The sequence below is a fragment of the Paenibacillus sp. RC21 genome, from assembly GCF_044907935.1.
Classification (GTDB): Bacteria; Bacillota; Bacilli; order Paenibacillales; family Paenibacillaceae; genus Paenibacillus; species Paenibacillus terrae_A.
In genome coordinates this window covers 46064-61585 of sequence record NZ_JBIYCS010000012.1, presented here as the reverse complement: position 1 = coordinate 61585, position 15522 = coordinate 46064, and the positions used below count along the sequence as shown (strand labels likewise).

The 15522-nt window shown below is 49.3% G+C and carries 16 protein-coding genes; all 16 read left to right on the top strand.

Going from position 1 to position 15522, the window contains the following annotated elements; all coding sequences use genetic code 11:
- Positions 1–192 precede the first annotated feature (192 nt).
- The 16 genes from ABIA61_RS24730 to ABIA61_RS24655 all read left to right on the top strand — a co-directional run bounded on the left by ABIA61_RS24730 (position 193) and on the right by ABIA61_RS24655 (position 15349).
- On the top strand, positions 193–465 hold the full coding sequence (locus tag ABIA61_RS24730; RefSeq protein WP_007428028.1) for an HU family DNA-binding protein: 273 nt from the start codon (positions 193–195) through the stop codon (positions 463–465).
- Positions 465–743, top strand: a complete 279-nt coding sequence (locus ABIA61_RS24725) for an RNA-binding S4 domain-containing protein (protein ID WP_014599342.1) — start codon at positions 465–467, stop codon at positions 741–743. The genes ABIA61_RS24730 and ABIA61_RS24725 overlap by 1 nt, the downstream gene beginning before the upstream one ends.
- 148 nt (positions 744–891) lie before the next feature.
- A complete protein-coding gene (yabP, locus tag ABIA61_RS24720; RefSeq protein ID WP_014279048.1) occupies positions 892–1176 on the top strand; it encodes a sporulation protein YabP in 285 nt (94 codons plus the stop codon).
- Positions 1173–1751, top strand: coding sequence for a spore cortex biosynthesis protein YabQ (gene yabQ, locus ABIA61_RS24715; RefSeq protein ID WP_283657497.1), 579 nt, complete (start codon positions 1173–1175; stop codon positions 1749–1751). The genes yabP and yabQ overlap by 4 nt, the downstream gene beginning before the upstream one ends.
- A 4-nt stretch (positions 1752–1755) precedes the next feature.
- Positions 1756–2085 (top strand): FtsB family cell division protein, encoded by a 330-nt coding sequence (locus ABIA61_RS24710; protein ID WP_044646042.1) that lies wholly within the window; start codon positions 1756–1758, stop codon positions 2083–2085.
- A gap of 123 nt (positions 2086–2208) precedes the next feature.
- A complete protein-coding gene (locus tag ABIA61_RS24705) occupies positions 2209–2739 on the top strand; it encodes a S1 domain-containing RNA-binding protein (RefSeq protein WP_404581388.1) in 531 nt (176 codons plus the stop codon).
- Between the two features lie 105 nt (positions 2740–2844).
- Positions 2845–3021 (top strand): hypothetical protein, encoded by a 177-nt coding sequence (locus ABIA61_RS24700; RefSeq protein ID WP_404581387.1) that lies wholly within the window; start codon positions 2845–2847, stop codon positions 3019–3021.
- Positions 3022–3253: 232 nt separating this feature from the next.
- Positions 3254–5761, top strand: a complete 2508-nt coding sequence (spoIIE, locus tag ABIA61_RS24695; RefSeq protein WP_283654060.1) for a stage II sporulation protein E — start codon at positions 3254–3256, stop codon at positions 5759–5761.
- A 125-nt stretch (positions 5762–5886) separates the two neighbouring features.
- Positions 5887–6636, top strand: a complete 750-nt coding sequence (locus ABIA61_RS24690) for a vWA domain-containing protein (RefSeq protein ID WP_283654061.1) — start codon at positions 5887–5889, stop codon at positions 6634–6636.
- The gene (locus tag ABIA61_RS24685) at positions 6620–7561 is read left to right on the top strand and encodes a protein kinase domain-containing protein (RefSeq protein ID WP_044646044.1); all 942 of its coding nucleotides are present in this window, start codon (positions 6620–6622) and stop codon (positions 7559–7561) included. The genes ABIA61_RS24690 and ABIA61_RS24685 overlap by 17 nt, the downstream gene beginning before the upstream one ends.
- A gap of 65 nt (positions 7562–7626) precedes the next feature.
- The gene (tilS, locus tag ABIA61_RS24680; RefSeq protein WP_283654062.1) at positions 7627–9075 is read left to right on the top strand and encodes a tRNA lysidine(34) synthetase TilS; all 1449 of its coding nucleotides are present in this window, start codon (positions 7627–7629) and stop codon (positions 9073–9075) included.
- Between the two features lie 47 nt (positions 9076–9122).
- A complete protein-coding gene (gene hpt / locus ABIA61_RS24675; RefSeq protein WP_014279057.1) occupies positions 9123–9662 on the top strand; it encodes a hypoxanthine phosphoribosyltransferase in 540 nt (179 codons plus the stop codon).
- Positions 9663–9759: 97 nt separating this feature from the next.
- Complete coding sequence (gene ftsH, locus ABIA61_RS24670) at positions 9760–11802, top strand: ATP-dependent zinc metalloprotease FtsH (protein ID WP_283654063.1); 2043 nt, start codon at positions 9760–9762, stop codon at positions 11800–11802.
- A 279-nt stretch (positions 11803–12081) separates the two neighbouring features.
- A complete protein-coding gene (gene nadB, locus ABIA61_RS24665; RefSeq protein ID WP_404581386.1) occupies positions 12082–13695 on the top strand; it encodes an L-aspartate oxidase in 1614 nt (537 codons plus the stop codon).
- Entirely contained in the window at positions 13685–14575 is an 891-nt protein-coding gene (gene nadC / locus ABIA61_RS24660) for a carboxylating nicotinate-nucleotide diphosphorylase (protein WP_283654065.1), read from the top strand. The genes nadB and nadC overlap by 11 nt, the downstream gene beginning before the upstream one ends.
- A gap of 6 nt (positions 14576–14581) precedes the next feature.
- A complete protein-coding gene (locus ABIA61_RS24655; RefSeq protein WP_044646049.1) occupies positions 14582–15349 on the top strand; it encodes a type III pantothenate kinase in 768 nt (255 codons plus the stop codon).
- Positions 15350–15522: the final 173 nt, after the last annotated feature.

Here is a 15522-nt window from a genome sequence, read left to right as displayed (position 1 = left end):
ACTGCCATTGCAGGATTTTTAAGGCCAAGCCAGAATAACTTGTAGTAATTCTGAAAATAACTGTAGTCTACGGGCAACCGTACACCAGTTGTGTTCAGAGCGGCTTCGGCCGCAGTTTGACCTCACGTCTGCCCCATTTTATGGACATGCAGCGTGATGATTATTTTTTGACATTTGGGAGGCTTTTAACTTATGAACAAGACAGATCTGATCAACAATATTTCCAGCAAAAGCGGTTTGAGCAAACGTGACGTTGAAGCTGTATTGAATGGCGTTCTTGGTGAAATTACAGATGCACTCGCCAGCGGCGACAAAGTGCAACTGATCGGCTTTGGTACTTTTGAAACGCGCAAGCGTTCCAGCCGTACAGGCCGCAATCCACAAACCGGCAACACGATTGAAATTCCAGAATCGACCGTTCCTGCTTTTAAAGCCGGTAATAAGCTTAAAGAAGCCGTCAACTAATGCGTCTTGATAAATTCTTGAAAGTCTCGCGGCTGATTAAGCGGCGTACGGTAGCCAAGGACGTCTCCGAACAAGGGAGAGTCGTGGTGAATGGACGCGAAGCCAAGCCGAGCAGTGCGGTCAAAGTGGGCGATGAAATCACCGTCCAGTTTGGCCAGAAGCTGGTGACTGTGCGAGTGGAACGGCTCGCCGACACTACACGCAAGGACGAGGCTGCAAGTATGTACACTTTAGTGAAGGAAGAGCCCATTGCCAGAGACAATGGTTTGAACTGGTAACTGGAATCTAACTTTCTAATATGCTGTACATTAAAGCATCCCTTCATATTCTCATGAAGGGGTGCTTTTTCTTATGCAGTTTCTTTCGTGCAGTTCTAAATCCTGTTGTCCCCTTCATAAGCTAAGAACAGAAGGAGGGGTACATGCCATGATTGAACAAGGGAAGCCCAAACACCATGACCTGCGCATGCAAAGCCGAAAGCAGCTCGACATTTCAGGCGTCAGCAATGTGGAGAGCTTTGACAGTGAAGAGTTCCTGCTTCAGACCGAGCTGGGTCATCTCACCATTCGCGGACAGCATTTACATATCAAAAATCTCAGTCTGGAAGAGGGGCTGCTGTCCATTGAAGGTCTGATTACTTCCCTCGTCTACCTGGAGCCCGGGGCCCCGGCCAAAAACGGAAAAAGCCTATTCGGCAAGCTCTTCAAATGAACCCTCACACACAATGGCTGACATTGACGTGGATGCTGCTGTCGGGCATAGCCATGGGAGTGGTGTTCGACAGCTACCGGGTGCTGTCCATCCGCTTTCATTTTGCCCGTTGGAGCATTCATATGTTGGACGTGCTGTATTGGGTGGCCTCGGCCCTGTTTATTTTCCGTGTGCTGTACGCGAGTAATCGCGGTGAGCTGCGGTTTTATGTCTTTTTAGGACTACTTTTGGGGGTTTGGCTCTATTTTTGGGCCTTTAGTGTTACAACCCAACGTTTTGTGGTAATGTTATTAAAGATAGTCCGCAGACTGACGTTGATCGTGAACAGCATACTGCGCATCCTGATTGTTCATCCGGTGTTGGCGCTGTATCGGCTGGTACGCAAGCTGGTCGGATGGACATGGGCACTTATTGTGCTCCTGGGAAGGATGCTGATATACATCTTGATGCCGGTTTGGAAGCCGCTCGTCTGGCTGATCGGTCCGCTTAAAGCGCGCTGGAGGACTCCAGAATTGCTTGTAAAGCTCGGCATCAGACTGAAAAACACAGCAAAAAGATGGTTTGGAAGGAGGTAGTATCATGCGTAATTCGTCTGTAGATCGCCATTCATCTCCTACGTCCAAGTCCAACGCGGGCGGGCGCAGGCGAATCATGATTTGGTTGCTATCGCTTGCCGCCTTTGGTAGTTGGGCTATTTTTACCTTTTTTTCTCAAGGTATGATTATGGCCGATCGAAGTGAACAGCTCACCCAGAAGGAAAAACAGAAGCAAGCTGCTACACAAACGGAACAACAGCTCCAAACTGAAGTGAATCGTCTTAAGGACCCCGAGTATATCGGAGAAATCGCCAGAAGCAAGTACGGTCTTTACAAACCGGAAGAGACGCCGATCATCGGGGAGCAGAAATAGGCGCATCATTGGGTCAATGCTTAGTTGACCTTGGTTCCGCCATTTTGTATAATCAAATCACCACAGCGGGATTTTTTTGCAAAAAAATCGGTTGTATATTTTAAGGGAGGATCATTTTATTCTATGGCAATTGAAGTGGGCACCAAGTTAGAGGGCAAAGTGACAGGCATCACGCATTTTGGAGCATTTGTGGATTTGTCTGGAGGTGTCACGGGTCTCGTTCACATCTCGGAAATCGCCGATAACTACGTTAAGGATGTTAACGATCACCTGAAGATTAATGATGTCGTGACGGTGAAAGTCATTAATGTTGACAAAGACGGCAAAATCGGACTTTCCATTAAGCAAACGATTGACAAGCCGGCAAGTGAAGCCCGTCCGCCAAGAGCTCCAAGACCGGAGCGCACAGGAGGACCAGGCGGAGGCGACCGTTTCGGCGGTGGAGGTTCAGGTTCAGGTCCAAGTCAAGGACGCGGTGGTGGTGGCGGTGGTTTCAACCGCGATCGTGGAGGCCGTTCGTTCAAGCCTGCACCGGGTAAACCTTCATTTGAGGATAAAATGTCACGCTTCCTGAAAGATAGTGAGGAACGCATTTCGTCGCTGAAAAAGAACACCGAAGGTAAACGCGGAGGACGCGGCGCGAAGCGTGTTTAATTCACTTTGACAACCGTATCAACCATACACGGAAAACCGTACAGTCGAAAGACTGCTACGGTTTTTTTGCGTTCTGCCGACAATAGCTGAAATATATGAAGAGCTATGGGAGCGTGGGAGATCCATCCGGCGGTAATTTTGCATGCGTTTTATGGTATTCAAGATTTGTTGAAGAAAAAGCAGGGCGATCAAGCTGAAAAGTGGACGTTTTTTTTGTCGTGTGGACTTAATCGTCCGACAAACTCCAACGGTTTTCCGTCTATCTTCTGGGCTAATCGCTAGTCTAAGCGAAAGTGTGGGCGACAGGAAGGGGCTTTGTAGGGAGAGGGCGCTCGTAATTACCATACGCTTCCAAGCGGACGTAGCTTGGCATTGAGGCCGATGCTCTGTGCTTTCGCGCAGAACGTTTTTTTGTCGGAAATTTCTTGGAATAAGACGTGAGGTTCTGACAAACTTTCTCAGTCGTTCCGGTTTAAGATGGGAACATCAAATTGATGAATGGGGTGCCTGACGCATGATGGAGAAATGGAACGTGGTACATTTTCCAGGGTTGAAATCCAGAAAGTCCAAATCTAAAGAACGTACGGAAGGTTGGTCTTCCAGACTCAAGAAGCGGCTGGATTCACATAAAGCAGTGCAATGGGTAACGGCGCAAAGATGGATGCTGCTATTGTCTGCGATGGGATTTTTACTGGGACGCGCCACCATTTTGGACGAGCTATCCCCTTTTGCCCTCGCTTATTTTGCAGTCATCATGTTCCTGCGGCGTGATCTGATGCTGCCTGTAGCTGTATCGGTCGTGTTGGGCAGTCTGCTTGCCCCTTATCCATCCTTATTCATGATTGGCGGCGAGCTGCTTGTATTCTATCTCCTGTATCGTGGGCTACGAACCTTTGATCGGCTGGAATTATCTTATGCCCCGCTTATGGTTTTCCTGTCTGTGTTTATGGTCAATTTATTTTACGCGGTGATGGCCCCGTCCTTCACATGGTATGACCTTATCATCGTAGGGACGGATGCGGTTCTCAGCTTTATGCTGACACTTGTTTTTACGCAGGCCATTCCATTGTTTACGTATCGCAAAAAGACAAGCCAGCTCAAAAATGAGGAAATTTTGTGTCTGATCATTTTACTGGCCTCTGTGATGACGGGAGCGGTAGGATGGACGATTCACTCACTGTCTGTCGATCATGTGCTATCTCGCTATTTGGTCTTGGTATTCGCCTTGGTGGGAGGCGCTTCGTTGGGTGCTTCGGTCGGTGTGATTACCGGTTTAATTTTAAGCTTGGCCAATATGTCTGCGATTGTGCAGATGAGTTTGCTCGCATTTGCCGGTTTGCTGGCAGGGATGCTGCGTGAAGGGCGAAAAGGCGCTGTGGCGCTCGGGATGTTGCTAGGTTCCTCAATTCTGACGATCTATTTGGACGGAACCGGGGATGTGCTAACATCGACCTGGGAGAGCTGTGCGGCGATTCTATTATTCTTAATGACCCCAAAAAGCTTCTTTAAAGCGGTTTCCACCTATGTTCCTGGTACGCAGGACCACGCCAAATCCCAGCATGAGTATGCCAAAAGGGTCCGTGATCTCACTGCCGAGCGGGTGACGAAATTTTCCCGCGTATTCAGTCAGCTATCCCGCAGCTTTCACCAGATATCTGCGAGTGAGAGCGCGAAGCCGGAAGGTGAAATCGAGCATTTTATGAACGCTGTGGCGGAGGGAACGTGTGCCTCCTGCTTCAAGTGCGAGCAGTGCTGGGACGGCAAGTTTATGCAAACCCATCAGTATATGACGGAAATGATGAGTGCTATTGAGGATAATCCGAATTTGATGCCGGAGCAGATGCCGCCGCAGTGGAGCAAGGCATGCGCCAAGACGGGCGCGGTGCTGCAAGTGATGAAGCAGCAGTATAGCCTCTACCAGCATAATATGCAGTGGAAACGCCAAGTATACGACAGTCGTCAGCTTGTTGCTGATCAGCTATCGGGCGTATCGCAGATTATGGAGGATTTGGCGCGGGAAATTCAGCGGGAAGGGCAAACCATGCATCGGCAGGAGGAGCAAATACGAGAGGCGCTTGATCGGCTGGGCTTATCCATACAATCTATTGAGATTATTAATTTGGATGCGGGCCAAGTAGAAATTGAGATTGTCCATGCTTATACAAGGGGATTTGACGAATGCCGGAAAATCATTGCTCCACTGCTGTCGGACATATTGGACGAGCATATTGCTGTGATGCGCGAAACGGCGGCAGATCGCCGCCAGGGGTTGGCTACAGTCATGTTTGGCTCCGCCAAAACATATGAAATTGCCACGGGAGTAGCAAGCGCTGCCAAAGGAGGGGATTTTTTCTCGGGAGACAGCTACAGCATGATGGAGCTGGGGAACGGGACCTTTGCAGTCTCTTTGAGCGATGGTATGGGCAATGGAGAGCGGGCGCAGCAAGAGAGCAGCGCGGCGCTTCAAATTTTGGAGGAATTACTGCAATCCGGCATGGATGAGAAGCTGGCGATCAAGTCGGTCAACTCTGTTCTGATGCTGAGATCACCCGAGGAGATGTATGCTACGGTTGATATGGCGCTAATTGATCAGTATACGGCCCGGACGACATTCATGAAGATTGGGTCAACACCGAGCTTTATTAAAAGAGGGGAGGAGGTCATTCCCGTATCTGCCAGTAATTTGCCGATTGGCATTATACAGGATATTGAAATTGATCTGGTGTCGCTTCAATTACAGCCGGGTGATATTTTGATCATGATCACAGATGGTATATACGACTCGCCGGGTTATGCGGTAAACAAGGAAATATGGATGAAGCGCATGATTCAGGAAATTGAAAGCGATGACCCGCAGCAGTTGGCCGACTGCCTATTGGAACGAGTTATTCGTTACCAGCAAAATCAAATCTATGATGACATGACGGTAGTTGTTAGCAAAATAGATCATTTCCGCCCAGAATGGGCCACGCTTCATGTACCGGGTATGAGCTGGAAGGAGCGCCCGCGTACGGTTAGCTGAATAGACATTGCCCGGGAAATTCCGCATCCTTTTAAAAAATCCGCACTCTTCGTTTGAATCGTTCGAGATTCGGCAAAGATAGAATCTATCAGGATAGATTACGAGGAAGCGGAGGTCAAAAAGCTATGAAGCAAATTTTGATCATTACAGACGGATGCTCTAATGTGGGTGTCAGCCCGGTCATGGCGGCGGCTCAGGCTTTACAGGAAGGCATTACGGTGAACGTAGCCGGAGTCATAGATTACGGGACGATTGGCGAGCTTGGAAGTACAGAGATTCAGGAAATCGCTAAAGCGGGAGGAGGTTTCAGCCAAATCGTAGGCACGAAGCAGTTGGCACAGACCATGCAGATGATGACCCGCAAAACAGTGGTTCAAACGATTCAGCAGGCGGTTAATAGAGAGTTAACGCATATTTTGGGTGAGGGGGGCGCTCGACATATCGGTGAACTGCCGCCGGCCAAACGGGCCCAGGTGGTCGAGGTGATGGATGAACTGACTGAAACCAGCGCTTTGGAAATTGCTTTGCTCATTGATGCCAGTGCGAGCATGAAGCCCAAGCTGCCTGCTGTAGAAGACAGTATTCGGGATTTGCTGCTCAGTTTACAGTCCAGAAGCGGGCCTAGCCGTATTTCTGTCTTTCATTTTCCTGGGGGACGGATGGGTGAAGATGCGGTAATGGATATAGGTTGGACCTCTGAACTTAGCCAGGTTAAGTCGATATTTGGCCGTTTGCGGATGAAGGGGGCGACGCCAACAGGTCCAGCCATTTTACAAGTGATTGATTATTACCGATATGTTACACTAGGGGAACAGAAAGATATGGAAGAATCCTATGGCAAAGGAGAAGGGATGCTCGGTGACTACGTCGTCTGATCCCGTTCTTGCACCCGGAACGGTCATCAAGGGCAAGTGGAAGCGGAGCAGCTATGTCATTCAGCGTCTGCTGGGCCGTGGGGCGAACGGAACTGTATATTTGGTAAAAGAGGCACAGGCAGATCGACAATTTGCTCTGAAAATGGGGAAGAACACGCTTGATCTGCAATCGGAGATTAACGTGCTGACCACATTGCAGTCGCAGGGAACCCAATCCGCTCTCCAGCAAAACGGACATCCATCCTTTTTGTTCGAGGTGGACGATGTATCCTTGCGTAGCGGTGGGGAAATACCCTTTTATGTCATGCGATACGTCAAGGGAGACCCGCTTCACCGTTTTGTGGCGCTCAAGGGAGCGGAATGGTATGGTGTGGCTGGAACTGGCATATTGAATCGTTTGGCTGATCTGCATCAGGCAGGATGGGTATTTGGCGATTTGAAGCCTCAAAATATTTTGGTCAATGCCTATGGAGAAGCCGAGTTGATTGATTATGGCGGGGTGTCACTTGCGGGACGGAGCGTCAAGCAATTTACAGAATGGTATGACAGGGGATTCTGGAATGCGGGCAGTCGAAATGCCGATTCTCAGTATGATCTGTTTGCCTTTGCCCTTCTGACTATTCATATATTGGAGGGCGAATCGTTAAAAGTAGCGGCGGGCAGGCTACCACAGCTGCGTAATACGGCGGAATTAACCATCATCATTCGTCGTAGCCGTGTATTACGACCCTATGCCGAATGGCTGATGGGTGCAGTGCGTGGAGAATATCCCGATACCCGTGTGGCGGCTCGTTCCTGGTCGCGTCTGGCTGCTGCGCATGTCAGGCAATCGTCCGTGAAAAGAGGAACTCCACGCTGGCTGGGATATGCTTTCACTCTCTCGCTTTTGCTGCTTGCCGGAGCGCTCTGGATTGCGCTAAGGTAGCGGCAGGACTTACATAAGATAACAGAGGATCATCATTTTTCGGTCGGCAGAAAAGAGGGTCGTGAATGGGAACAACAAAACCGACCGGTGTTGTACAGGAAGTGCTCGCCCTCGCGCGGGATCATTCGCTGTGGAGCCCCGGAGACCGCATTGTGGTTGCTGTATCCGGCGGGCCGGATTCGGTGGCCCTTTTGCACATTTTACATGAAATATCCGTTGTACATATGTCTTTGCAGTTGATCTGTGCTCACGTCCATCATGGCTTCAGACCGGAGGAATCGGATGCGGAGGCTGAAGAGGTACGTCACATGGCCCTGAAACTTGAGGTTCCGTTTGAAATGATTCGCGTTGATGTGCCCGCTTATATGAAGGAGAGCGGCAAGGGACCGCAGGAAGCGGCTCGCGAGCTGCGCTATACCTTTTTGCATGATACGGCTGCAAAGTGGGCGGCACAGCATATTGCGATGGCTCATCATGGGGATGATCAGGCCGAAACCGTTCTTCTGCACTTGCTGCGCGGTAGTGGCCCGGCGGGTTTGGCGGGTATGCGGCTGACACGCAAGGAAAAAAATGTGCAACTCATTCGCCCGTTGCTTCGTATGTACAAGGCTGACCTGATCGAGTTCTGCAAGTATCATGACCTTTCCTATGTAACGGATAGCAGTAATTTATCATCGAAATACCGCCGCAACTCCATTCGTATGGATGTGCTTCCTTTTTTGGGGCAATATAATGAGCAACTGACACCTTCTCTAAATAGGCTGGCTGAAACCATGGCTGACGAAAATGATTTTATGGAGGCATCCACGCTGGCGGTATATGAGGAATTGGTGCACATAGATAACAGCAGGTATATGTTTTCCATCGCTTCCTATCGTAAGCTATCCGTTGCTTTACAACGGAGGTTGATTAAACTAATATTAAATTATCTGCCTTCGGACAGTGAAAATTTAGATTTTCGTAAAATTGAGACCGTTCGACTGAGGCTTCTCCAGGAACGACCATCCACGTGGAGTCTGGACTTGGGCGGCGGTGCAGTTGGAGTCCGCGAATATGACCAAGCGGTTTTGTTTGACCGTACGCAAGGCGTTATGGGCGAATGGTGCTATGGACTGGACGTATTGCCTATTTCCGGTGAGCTTGAATTGCCTGAGGCGGGGGGGATACTTCGGTGGCGAAGAACTTCTTATCCGGTTGGACAAAATCCGGCGAATGAGGAGGAAGCATGCTTCGACGCAGATGAATTGGTTCTGCCGTTGACAGTACGCTCGCGATTACCTGGAGATACCATGTATGTAATGGGATTAAACGGAAGAAAAAAGGTTAAAGATATTTTCATTGATGAAAAAATACCTCCTTCGCTGCGTCCCGTTATTCCCGTCGTCTGCGACCGTTCCGGGGCTATTCTCTGGATTCCGGGCGTGCGGCGTTCTGTACATGCCGCGGTGCAAAAGCACACGTCTTCGGTTATATACATGTCATGGCAAAGACAGGAGAGTCCAGGGCATCGGTAATTGCGCAGGAACGGCTTTCATAGTATAAACTTAGGAGGTTTACACCGTTGCAAAATGATATTCAGGAAGTATTGATCAGCGAAGAAGAAATTCAGAGTAAAATCAAGGAATTGGGCGCACAGCTCAGCGTGCAATACGAAGGAAAGAATCCGTTGGTGATCTGCGTGCTGAAGGGTGCGTTTATCTTTATGGCGGATTTGGTTAAAGCTATTACAGTACCACTTGAGCTTGATTTCATGGCTGTATCCAGTTATGGTGTGTCCACCAAGTCATCAGGCGTCGTTAAAATTATTAAGGATTTGGACGCTTCGGTTGAAGGACGCGACGTTCTGATCGTCGAAGATATTATCGACAGTGGCCTGACGTTGACTCATTTGATTGAATTGCTTAAGAACCGTAATGCCAATTCGGTATGTGTCGTAACCCTGTTTGACAAACCTGCCCGCCGGACGGTTAATCTTGAAGCTGATTATACCGGATTTACTCTTCCGGATGCGTTTGTTGTGGGTTATGGTCTGGATTATGCCGAGCACTACCGGAACCTCCCATACATAGGGATTTTGAAGCCGGAAATCTACACCAGCTAATCTCAGCCTCCAGTCCTAGGACTAAATAGCGTCCTTTGTTGAGAAGGGCTTATAGGCTATGGTAAAATAACTTAAGTGTTTCGAGAGGAGGTAGGGGATGAATCGGTTCATCCGGAATTCTGGTTTTTATTTGATTCTTTTTTTAGTTGTGGTGGGTATCGTTCAGTTTGTCAGCAACAGTAACGAAGCCTCCGATCTCCCTAGATATGACCAATTACGGCAAGAGGTTAAAGCAAATAATATCTCTAAAGTAACGGTCCAATTTGACGGTTACGCCTATCTTGTAACCGGTGCATATAAGAAGCAGCCGGCTAATGCCAAATCCACCAATTTTTCTGTGTATGTTCCGCCAACGGACTCTGCTTTAACCGAACTGGTTAATGCTAGTGAAACGAACGGATTTGAATACGTACAGAAGAAAATGGAAGGCGAAAGCATTTGGCTGACGTTCTTGACTTCTATTGTTCCTTTGGTGATCATGTTCCTGTTGTTCTTCTTCCTGTTTAATCAGGCGCAGGGCGGTGGCGGCAAAGTTATGAACTTCGGTAAGAGCAAAGCCCGTCTTTATAACGAAGAGAAGAAGAAAGTCACCTTCGAAGACGTGGCAGGGGCCGACGAAGAGAAGCAAGAGCTTGTTGAAGTCGTAGAATTCTTGAAGGATCCGCGTAAGTTCGCAGCTGTGGGCGCCCGTATTCCAAAGGGTGTTCTGTTAGTGGGCCCTCCGGGTACTGGTAAAACACTCTTGGCGAGAGCTGTTGCAGGCGAAGCTGGAGTACCTTTTTTCAGCATCTCGGGTTCTGATTTTGTAGAAATGTTCGTCGGTGTCGGCGCTTCCCGTGTACGGGATTTGTTCGAAAACGCGAAAAAGAACGCACCATGTATCATTTTCATTGATGAAATTGATGCTGTCGGACGTCAACGTGGCGCTGGATTGGGTGGCGGACATGATGAACGTGAGCAGACGCTTAACCAATTGCTCGTTGAGATGGATGGATTCGGAGCGAACGAAGGTATTATCATCGTAGCTGCAACGAACCGTCCGGATATTCTGGATCCGGCATTGCTTCGTCCGGGACGTTTTGACCGTCAAATTACAGTTGATCGCCCAGACGTTAAAGGTCGCGAAGCTGTGTTGTTTGTACATGCACGCAACAAGCCATTAACTAAAGATGTTAAAATGGATGTTATTGCGAAGCGTACAACAGGCTTTACAGGCGCTGATTTGGAAAACCTGTTGAACGAAGCTGCGTTGTTGGCAGCCCGTCGTGACCGTAAAGATATTTCGATGCGAGAAGTGGATGAAGCGATCGACCGTGTTATCGTAGGTACAGAAAAACGCAGCCGCGTAATCAGTGACCGCGAGAAACGGATTGTAGCTTATCACGAAGCAGGCCACACGATTATCGGCTTCTTCCTGGAAAATGCCGACATGGTTCACAAGGTAACGATTATTCCACGTGGACGCGCAGGCGGATATGTCATCATGCTTCCGAAGGAAGATCGCATGCTGACAACCAAGCAGGAATTACTGGACAAAATCACTGGTTTGCTGGGTGGACGCGTATCCGAGGAACTGTTTATTGGTGAAATCGGAACAGGTGCCTATAGTGACTTCCAACAAGCAACAAGCATCGCACGCAGCATGATCGTGGAATACGGTATGAGTGAGAAGCTCGGTCCAATGCAGTTCGGCACTTCGCAAGGCCAGGTATTCCTTGGACGGGATATCGGTCATGAGCAGAACTACAGTGATCAGATCGCTTATCAGATTGACCAGGAGATGAACCGTTTCATCACCGAGTCTTATGAGCGTGCCAGAGAACTCCTGACCAAGTATTCCAAAGAGGTTCATTTGATCGCCCAAACCTTGCTGGTAGAAGAAACTCTGGAACTTGAGCAAATTAAACGTTTGATCGAGACAGGTTCTTTGGACGGTAGCACGAATGAGGGAGAAGGAACACCACCGGAAAATGGTGAGCCTGTGATCGACAACATCGGAGACGTTCGTGTACGTATTCAAGGCAAGGATGACGAGCCAAAGAATACAACGGATCAACCGAATGATATTCCTAATCTGCAAAAGCCAGAGGACGGTAATAATTCGGGCAACTCTGGTGGCACTCCACCGACAACAACCTGATCATCGGGTTGACAGTTGAATAAGCGTAGATGAAAGCTCCGGGGAACCAGTAACGATTGGTTTTCCGGAGCTTTTTAAATACTGGAGAAATAGCTGAGGCGATTTGACAGACGAAGGAACGTTGTGTACATTTATTGTTAAATAAACGGCTGTTCGTGTTCTTAGCTTATACAAGCTGTCAGCCGCTGTAACCGACTTTCAATCCTTTTGAACATATACCTTGAGCGCATACTGTACAACCTATGGTGTGCGCTATTCTTCTGTGAAACAGGTGAAGGCATGATTCCAAGATATCTGGTTGATTTTGATGTAGCGGAATTACCCAAATTCGAAGCCGACGTGATGATTATCGGCTCCGGCATTGCGGGCTTATATACGGCCATTAAGGCTGCGGAGAATCGGCGGGTGTTGCTAATTACCAAGAAGGCATTGTTGGAAAGTAACACCAAGTATGCGCAAGGCGGCATCGCCGCTGTCACTTCGGCTGAGGATGCACCAGCTTATCATATTCAAGATACTCTGATTGCAGGTGCAGGTTTGTGTGAACCTAAAGCGGTCAGGGCTCTTGTTCATGAGGGTCCAAGCGGTGTACAGGAATTAATACGTTTAGGAACGGCTTTTGACCGGGAGAATGGCGAACTTGCGCTGACACAGGAAGGCGCACATAGCCATCGGCGCATCTTGCATGCAAATGGGGATGCCACTGGGTATGAAATTGTTCGTGCATTGTCAGAGAAGGTCGCTGATCATCCCGCTATCGAGGTATGGAACGAGCATATGGTGATCGACCTGCTGACCGAGCATGGCGAGTGCATCGGCGCTCTGGTTCAAAAGCCGAATGGCGAACGATTATATGTCACTGCGAATGCAACGATTTTATGCTCCGGGGGCGGCGGACAATTATATCGATACACGACCAATCCCGATATCGCGACCGGGGACGGGGTTGCTATGGCATATCGCGCTGGCGCAGCTGTGCGGGATATGGAATTTATACAGTTTCATCCGACAGCTTTGTGTCATCCGGGTGCTCCAAGATTCCTGATTTCCGAAGCCGTGCGGGGCGAGGGGGCAGTGCTGCGCAATATTCATGGAGAGCGATTCATGGAGCAGTATGATTCCCGACAGGAACTGGCACCAAGGGATATTGTAGCTCGTGCCATCGTTCATGAGATGGAACATACCCAGGCTGCGTTTGTATATCTGGATATTACACATGAGCCTTCTGAACGGATCAAGCAACGGTTTCCAACCATTTATCGAACATGTCTGTCCTTTGATCTCGATATAACGACGGACTGGATTCCTATAGCGCCCGCTGCGCATTATATGATGGGCGGCATCCAGACCAATTTGCATGGAGAAAGCACCCTTGCACGCCTGTTCGCTTGTGGTGAGGTGTCTTCGACGGGTGTACACGGGGCTAATCGGTTGGCGAGTAATTCGTTATCTGAGGCGGTCGTATTTGGCAGCAGGATTGTCGAGCGGTTACATTCTTTACCGCCGCTGGCTGGTCATACGCTGATATCCTACAACGACAACCGCGTGGACTCTCTTGCTTCGTCTATCATGGAGCAGCAGCTTAAGCTGCAAGAAACAATGGTTCATTATGTCGGAGTCCGTCGGAATGGGGAGGGGCTGCAAGCAGCACTGGATCAGCTACGGGGGCAGATGTCCGTTTTGAGCGCTGTCCTGACCAGTCGGGAAGAGATTGAGTTTGCCAATTTGCTCACCTGTAGTTTGCTGGTCACGGATGGGGCGTTGCTGCGTGAGGAAAGCAGGGGAGCACATTACCGTGACGATTTTCCTACAGCAGACGATGGCGTATGGCGCAAGCATGTCCAGCAGCGACGTGAGCAAGGGATAACGGAGGAGTGCGTTCATGACATCTAACAGCGAGCATTACGGAGAGTTTAGCGGGTATCAGGAAGAACTGACAGCACAAATTCGCAGCTGGCTGCGAGAAGATACAGGATCGGGCGATGTGACCACGCGCTGGACCATCGAGCCGAATCATCAATCCAAAGCGGTAATCCATGCCAAGGAATCCGGTGTTGCTGCGGGCTTGCCTGTGGCAGAACTCGTATTTCGGGTCGTAGACCCCTCGCTGTCCTTCACTCCACTGGTGACCGATGGGCAATGGATCGAGCAGGGGACCGTTCTGGCAGAAGTGACAGGGAGTACCCATGCGATTCTGACTGGAGAACGTTTGGCTCTAAACTTGATTCAGCGGATGTCCGGCATTGCGACGCGAACAAAATCTTTTGTCGACCAGCTCCACGGACTTTCGACGCGCTTGGTGGATACACGGAAAACAACACCAGGGCATCGGCTGCTTGAAAAATACGCTGTTCGTGTGGGTGGCGGTTCCAATCATCGGTTTGGCTTGTACGATGCCGTTATGATAAAGGATAATCATATCAAGGGTGCCGGTGGGATTATGCAGGCAGTGACCCGGGCACGTACTCATATTCCGCATACGATGACGATTGAAGTAGAGACGGAAAATATGGAACAAGTTCAGGAAGCGCTGAATGCCGGAGCGGATATTATTATGCTGGATAACATGTCCGTTCAGGAGATGAAGGAAGCAGTTCGTTTTATTCGGGAACAGGCTCCACATGTCAAAACGGAAGCTTCAGGCAATGTATCGCTGGAAACGGTGCGTGCGATGGCTGAGAGCGGCGTAGATGTGATTTCTGTAGGCAGGCTGACTTACTCTTTTCATAATCTGGATATCAGCCTTGACCTTAACGCAAAGAAAGATAGGTGACACCGATTGATTCTTGTAGTGGATGTGGGCAATACCAATATTGTGCTGGGGATGTATCAGGGGCGCGAGCTGCTGCATCATTACCGGATTAGCACCTCCAGACAGGCAACCGCAGATGAATACGGCGTGCTCATACATAATCTTTTTAGTATGGGCGGTGTATTTAAGGATGATATTGAAGGGGTCATTATCTCCTCAGTCGTTCCACCGCTGGTTCATGTATTGGAGGAAATGTGCGACAAATACATAGGCAGAACGCCCCTAATTGTCGGACCGGGAATCAAGACCGGTCTTAATCTGCGTTATGAAAATCCGCGTGAAGTAGGGGCTGACCGGATCGTGAACGCCGTTGCTGCTGTCGAGCGGTATGGCGGTCCTCTGGTTGTGGTGGATTTTGGAACAGCGACGACGTTTGATTGTATTGATGACAAGGGAAACTACTTGGGTGGAGTCATTGTGCCAGGTATCGGGATATCGACGGAGGCGCTGTATCAACGAGCTTCCAAGCTGCCTCGCATTGAGCTGGAAAAACCCAAGAAGGTCATCGGCCGCAATACGGTTCATGCTATGCAAGCGGGGATCATTTTTGGTTATGCAGGGCAAGTGGACGGTATTGTGGAGCGCATCAAGGAGGAAATGCAGGCAGAGCCTACGGTTATTGCTACCGGAGGTCTTGCCGAGTTAATTGCCTCGGAGACACGGAGCATTCAGAAAGTGTTGCCGATGTTGACGCTGGAAGGCTTGCGTATCATTTACCAACGTAACGCTGAATAAAAAATGGATATAAGCTGCCGCCGAGGCCAGCCGGAGATGAAACCGGTTTGGATTGGCGGCGTTTTTCGTCTATACTGAAATATGTTACGTTTTTGAACGATTCGCGTGATCTGTCGATGCAGGTTGTTTATATAGCAGGAATCATGCTTTAGTTATGCGGAAAAAAACATACA

Coding starts and splice junctions, on each gene's coding strand:
- ABIA61_RS24730 (WP_007428028.1), top strand. CDS start 193: ATGAACAAGACAGATCTGATCAACAATATTTCCAGCAAAAGCGGTTTG.
- ABIA61_RS24725 (WP_014599342.1), top strand. CDS start 465: ATGCGTCTTGATAAATTCTTGAAAGTCTCGCGGCTGATTAAGCGGCGT.
- yabP (WP_014279048.1), top strand. CDS start 892: ATGATTGAACAAGGGAAGCCCAAACACCATGACCTGCGCATGCAAAGC.
- yabQ (WP_283657497.1), top strand. CDS start 1,173: ATGAACCCTCACACACAATGGCTGACATTGACGTGGATGCTGCTGTCG.
- ABIA61_RS24710 (WP_044646042.1), top strand. CDS start 1,756: ATGCGTAATTCGTCTGTAGATCGCCATTCATCTCCTACGTCCAAGTCC.
- ABIA61_RS24705 (WP_404581388.1), top strand. CDS start 2,209: ATGGCAATTGAAGTGGGCACCAAGTTAGAGGGCAAAGTGACAGGCATC.
- ABIA61_RS24700 (WP_404581387.1), top strand. CDS start 2,845: ATGGGAGCGTGGGAGATCCATCCGGCGGTAATTTTGCATGCGTTTTAT.
- spoIIE (WP_283654060.1), top strand. CDS start 3,254: ATGATGGAGAAATGGAACGTGGTACATTTTCCAGGGTTGAAATCCAGA.
- ABIA61_RS24690 (WP_283654061.1), top strand. CDS start 5,887: ATGAAGCAAATTTTGATCATTACAGACGGATGCTCTAATGTGGGTGTC.
- tilS (WP_283654062.1), top strand. CDS start 7,627: ATGGGAACAACAAAACCGACCGGTGTTGTACAGGAAGTGCTCGCCCTC.
- ftsH (WP_283654063.1), top strand. CDS start 9,760: ATGAATCGGTTCATCCGGAATTCTGGTTTTTATTTGATTCTTTTTTTA.
- nadB (WP_404581386.1), top strand. CDS start 12,082: ATGATTCCAAGATATCTGGTTGATTTTGATGTAGCGGAATTACCCAAA.
- nadC (WP_283654065.1), top strand. CDS start 13,685: ATGACATCTAACAGCGAGCATTACGGAGAGTTTAGCGGGTATCAGGAA.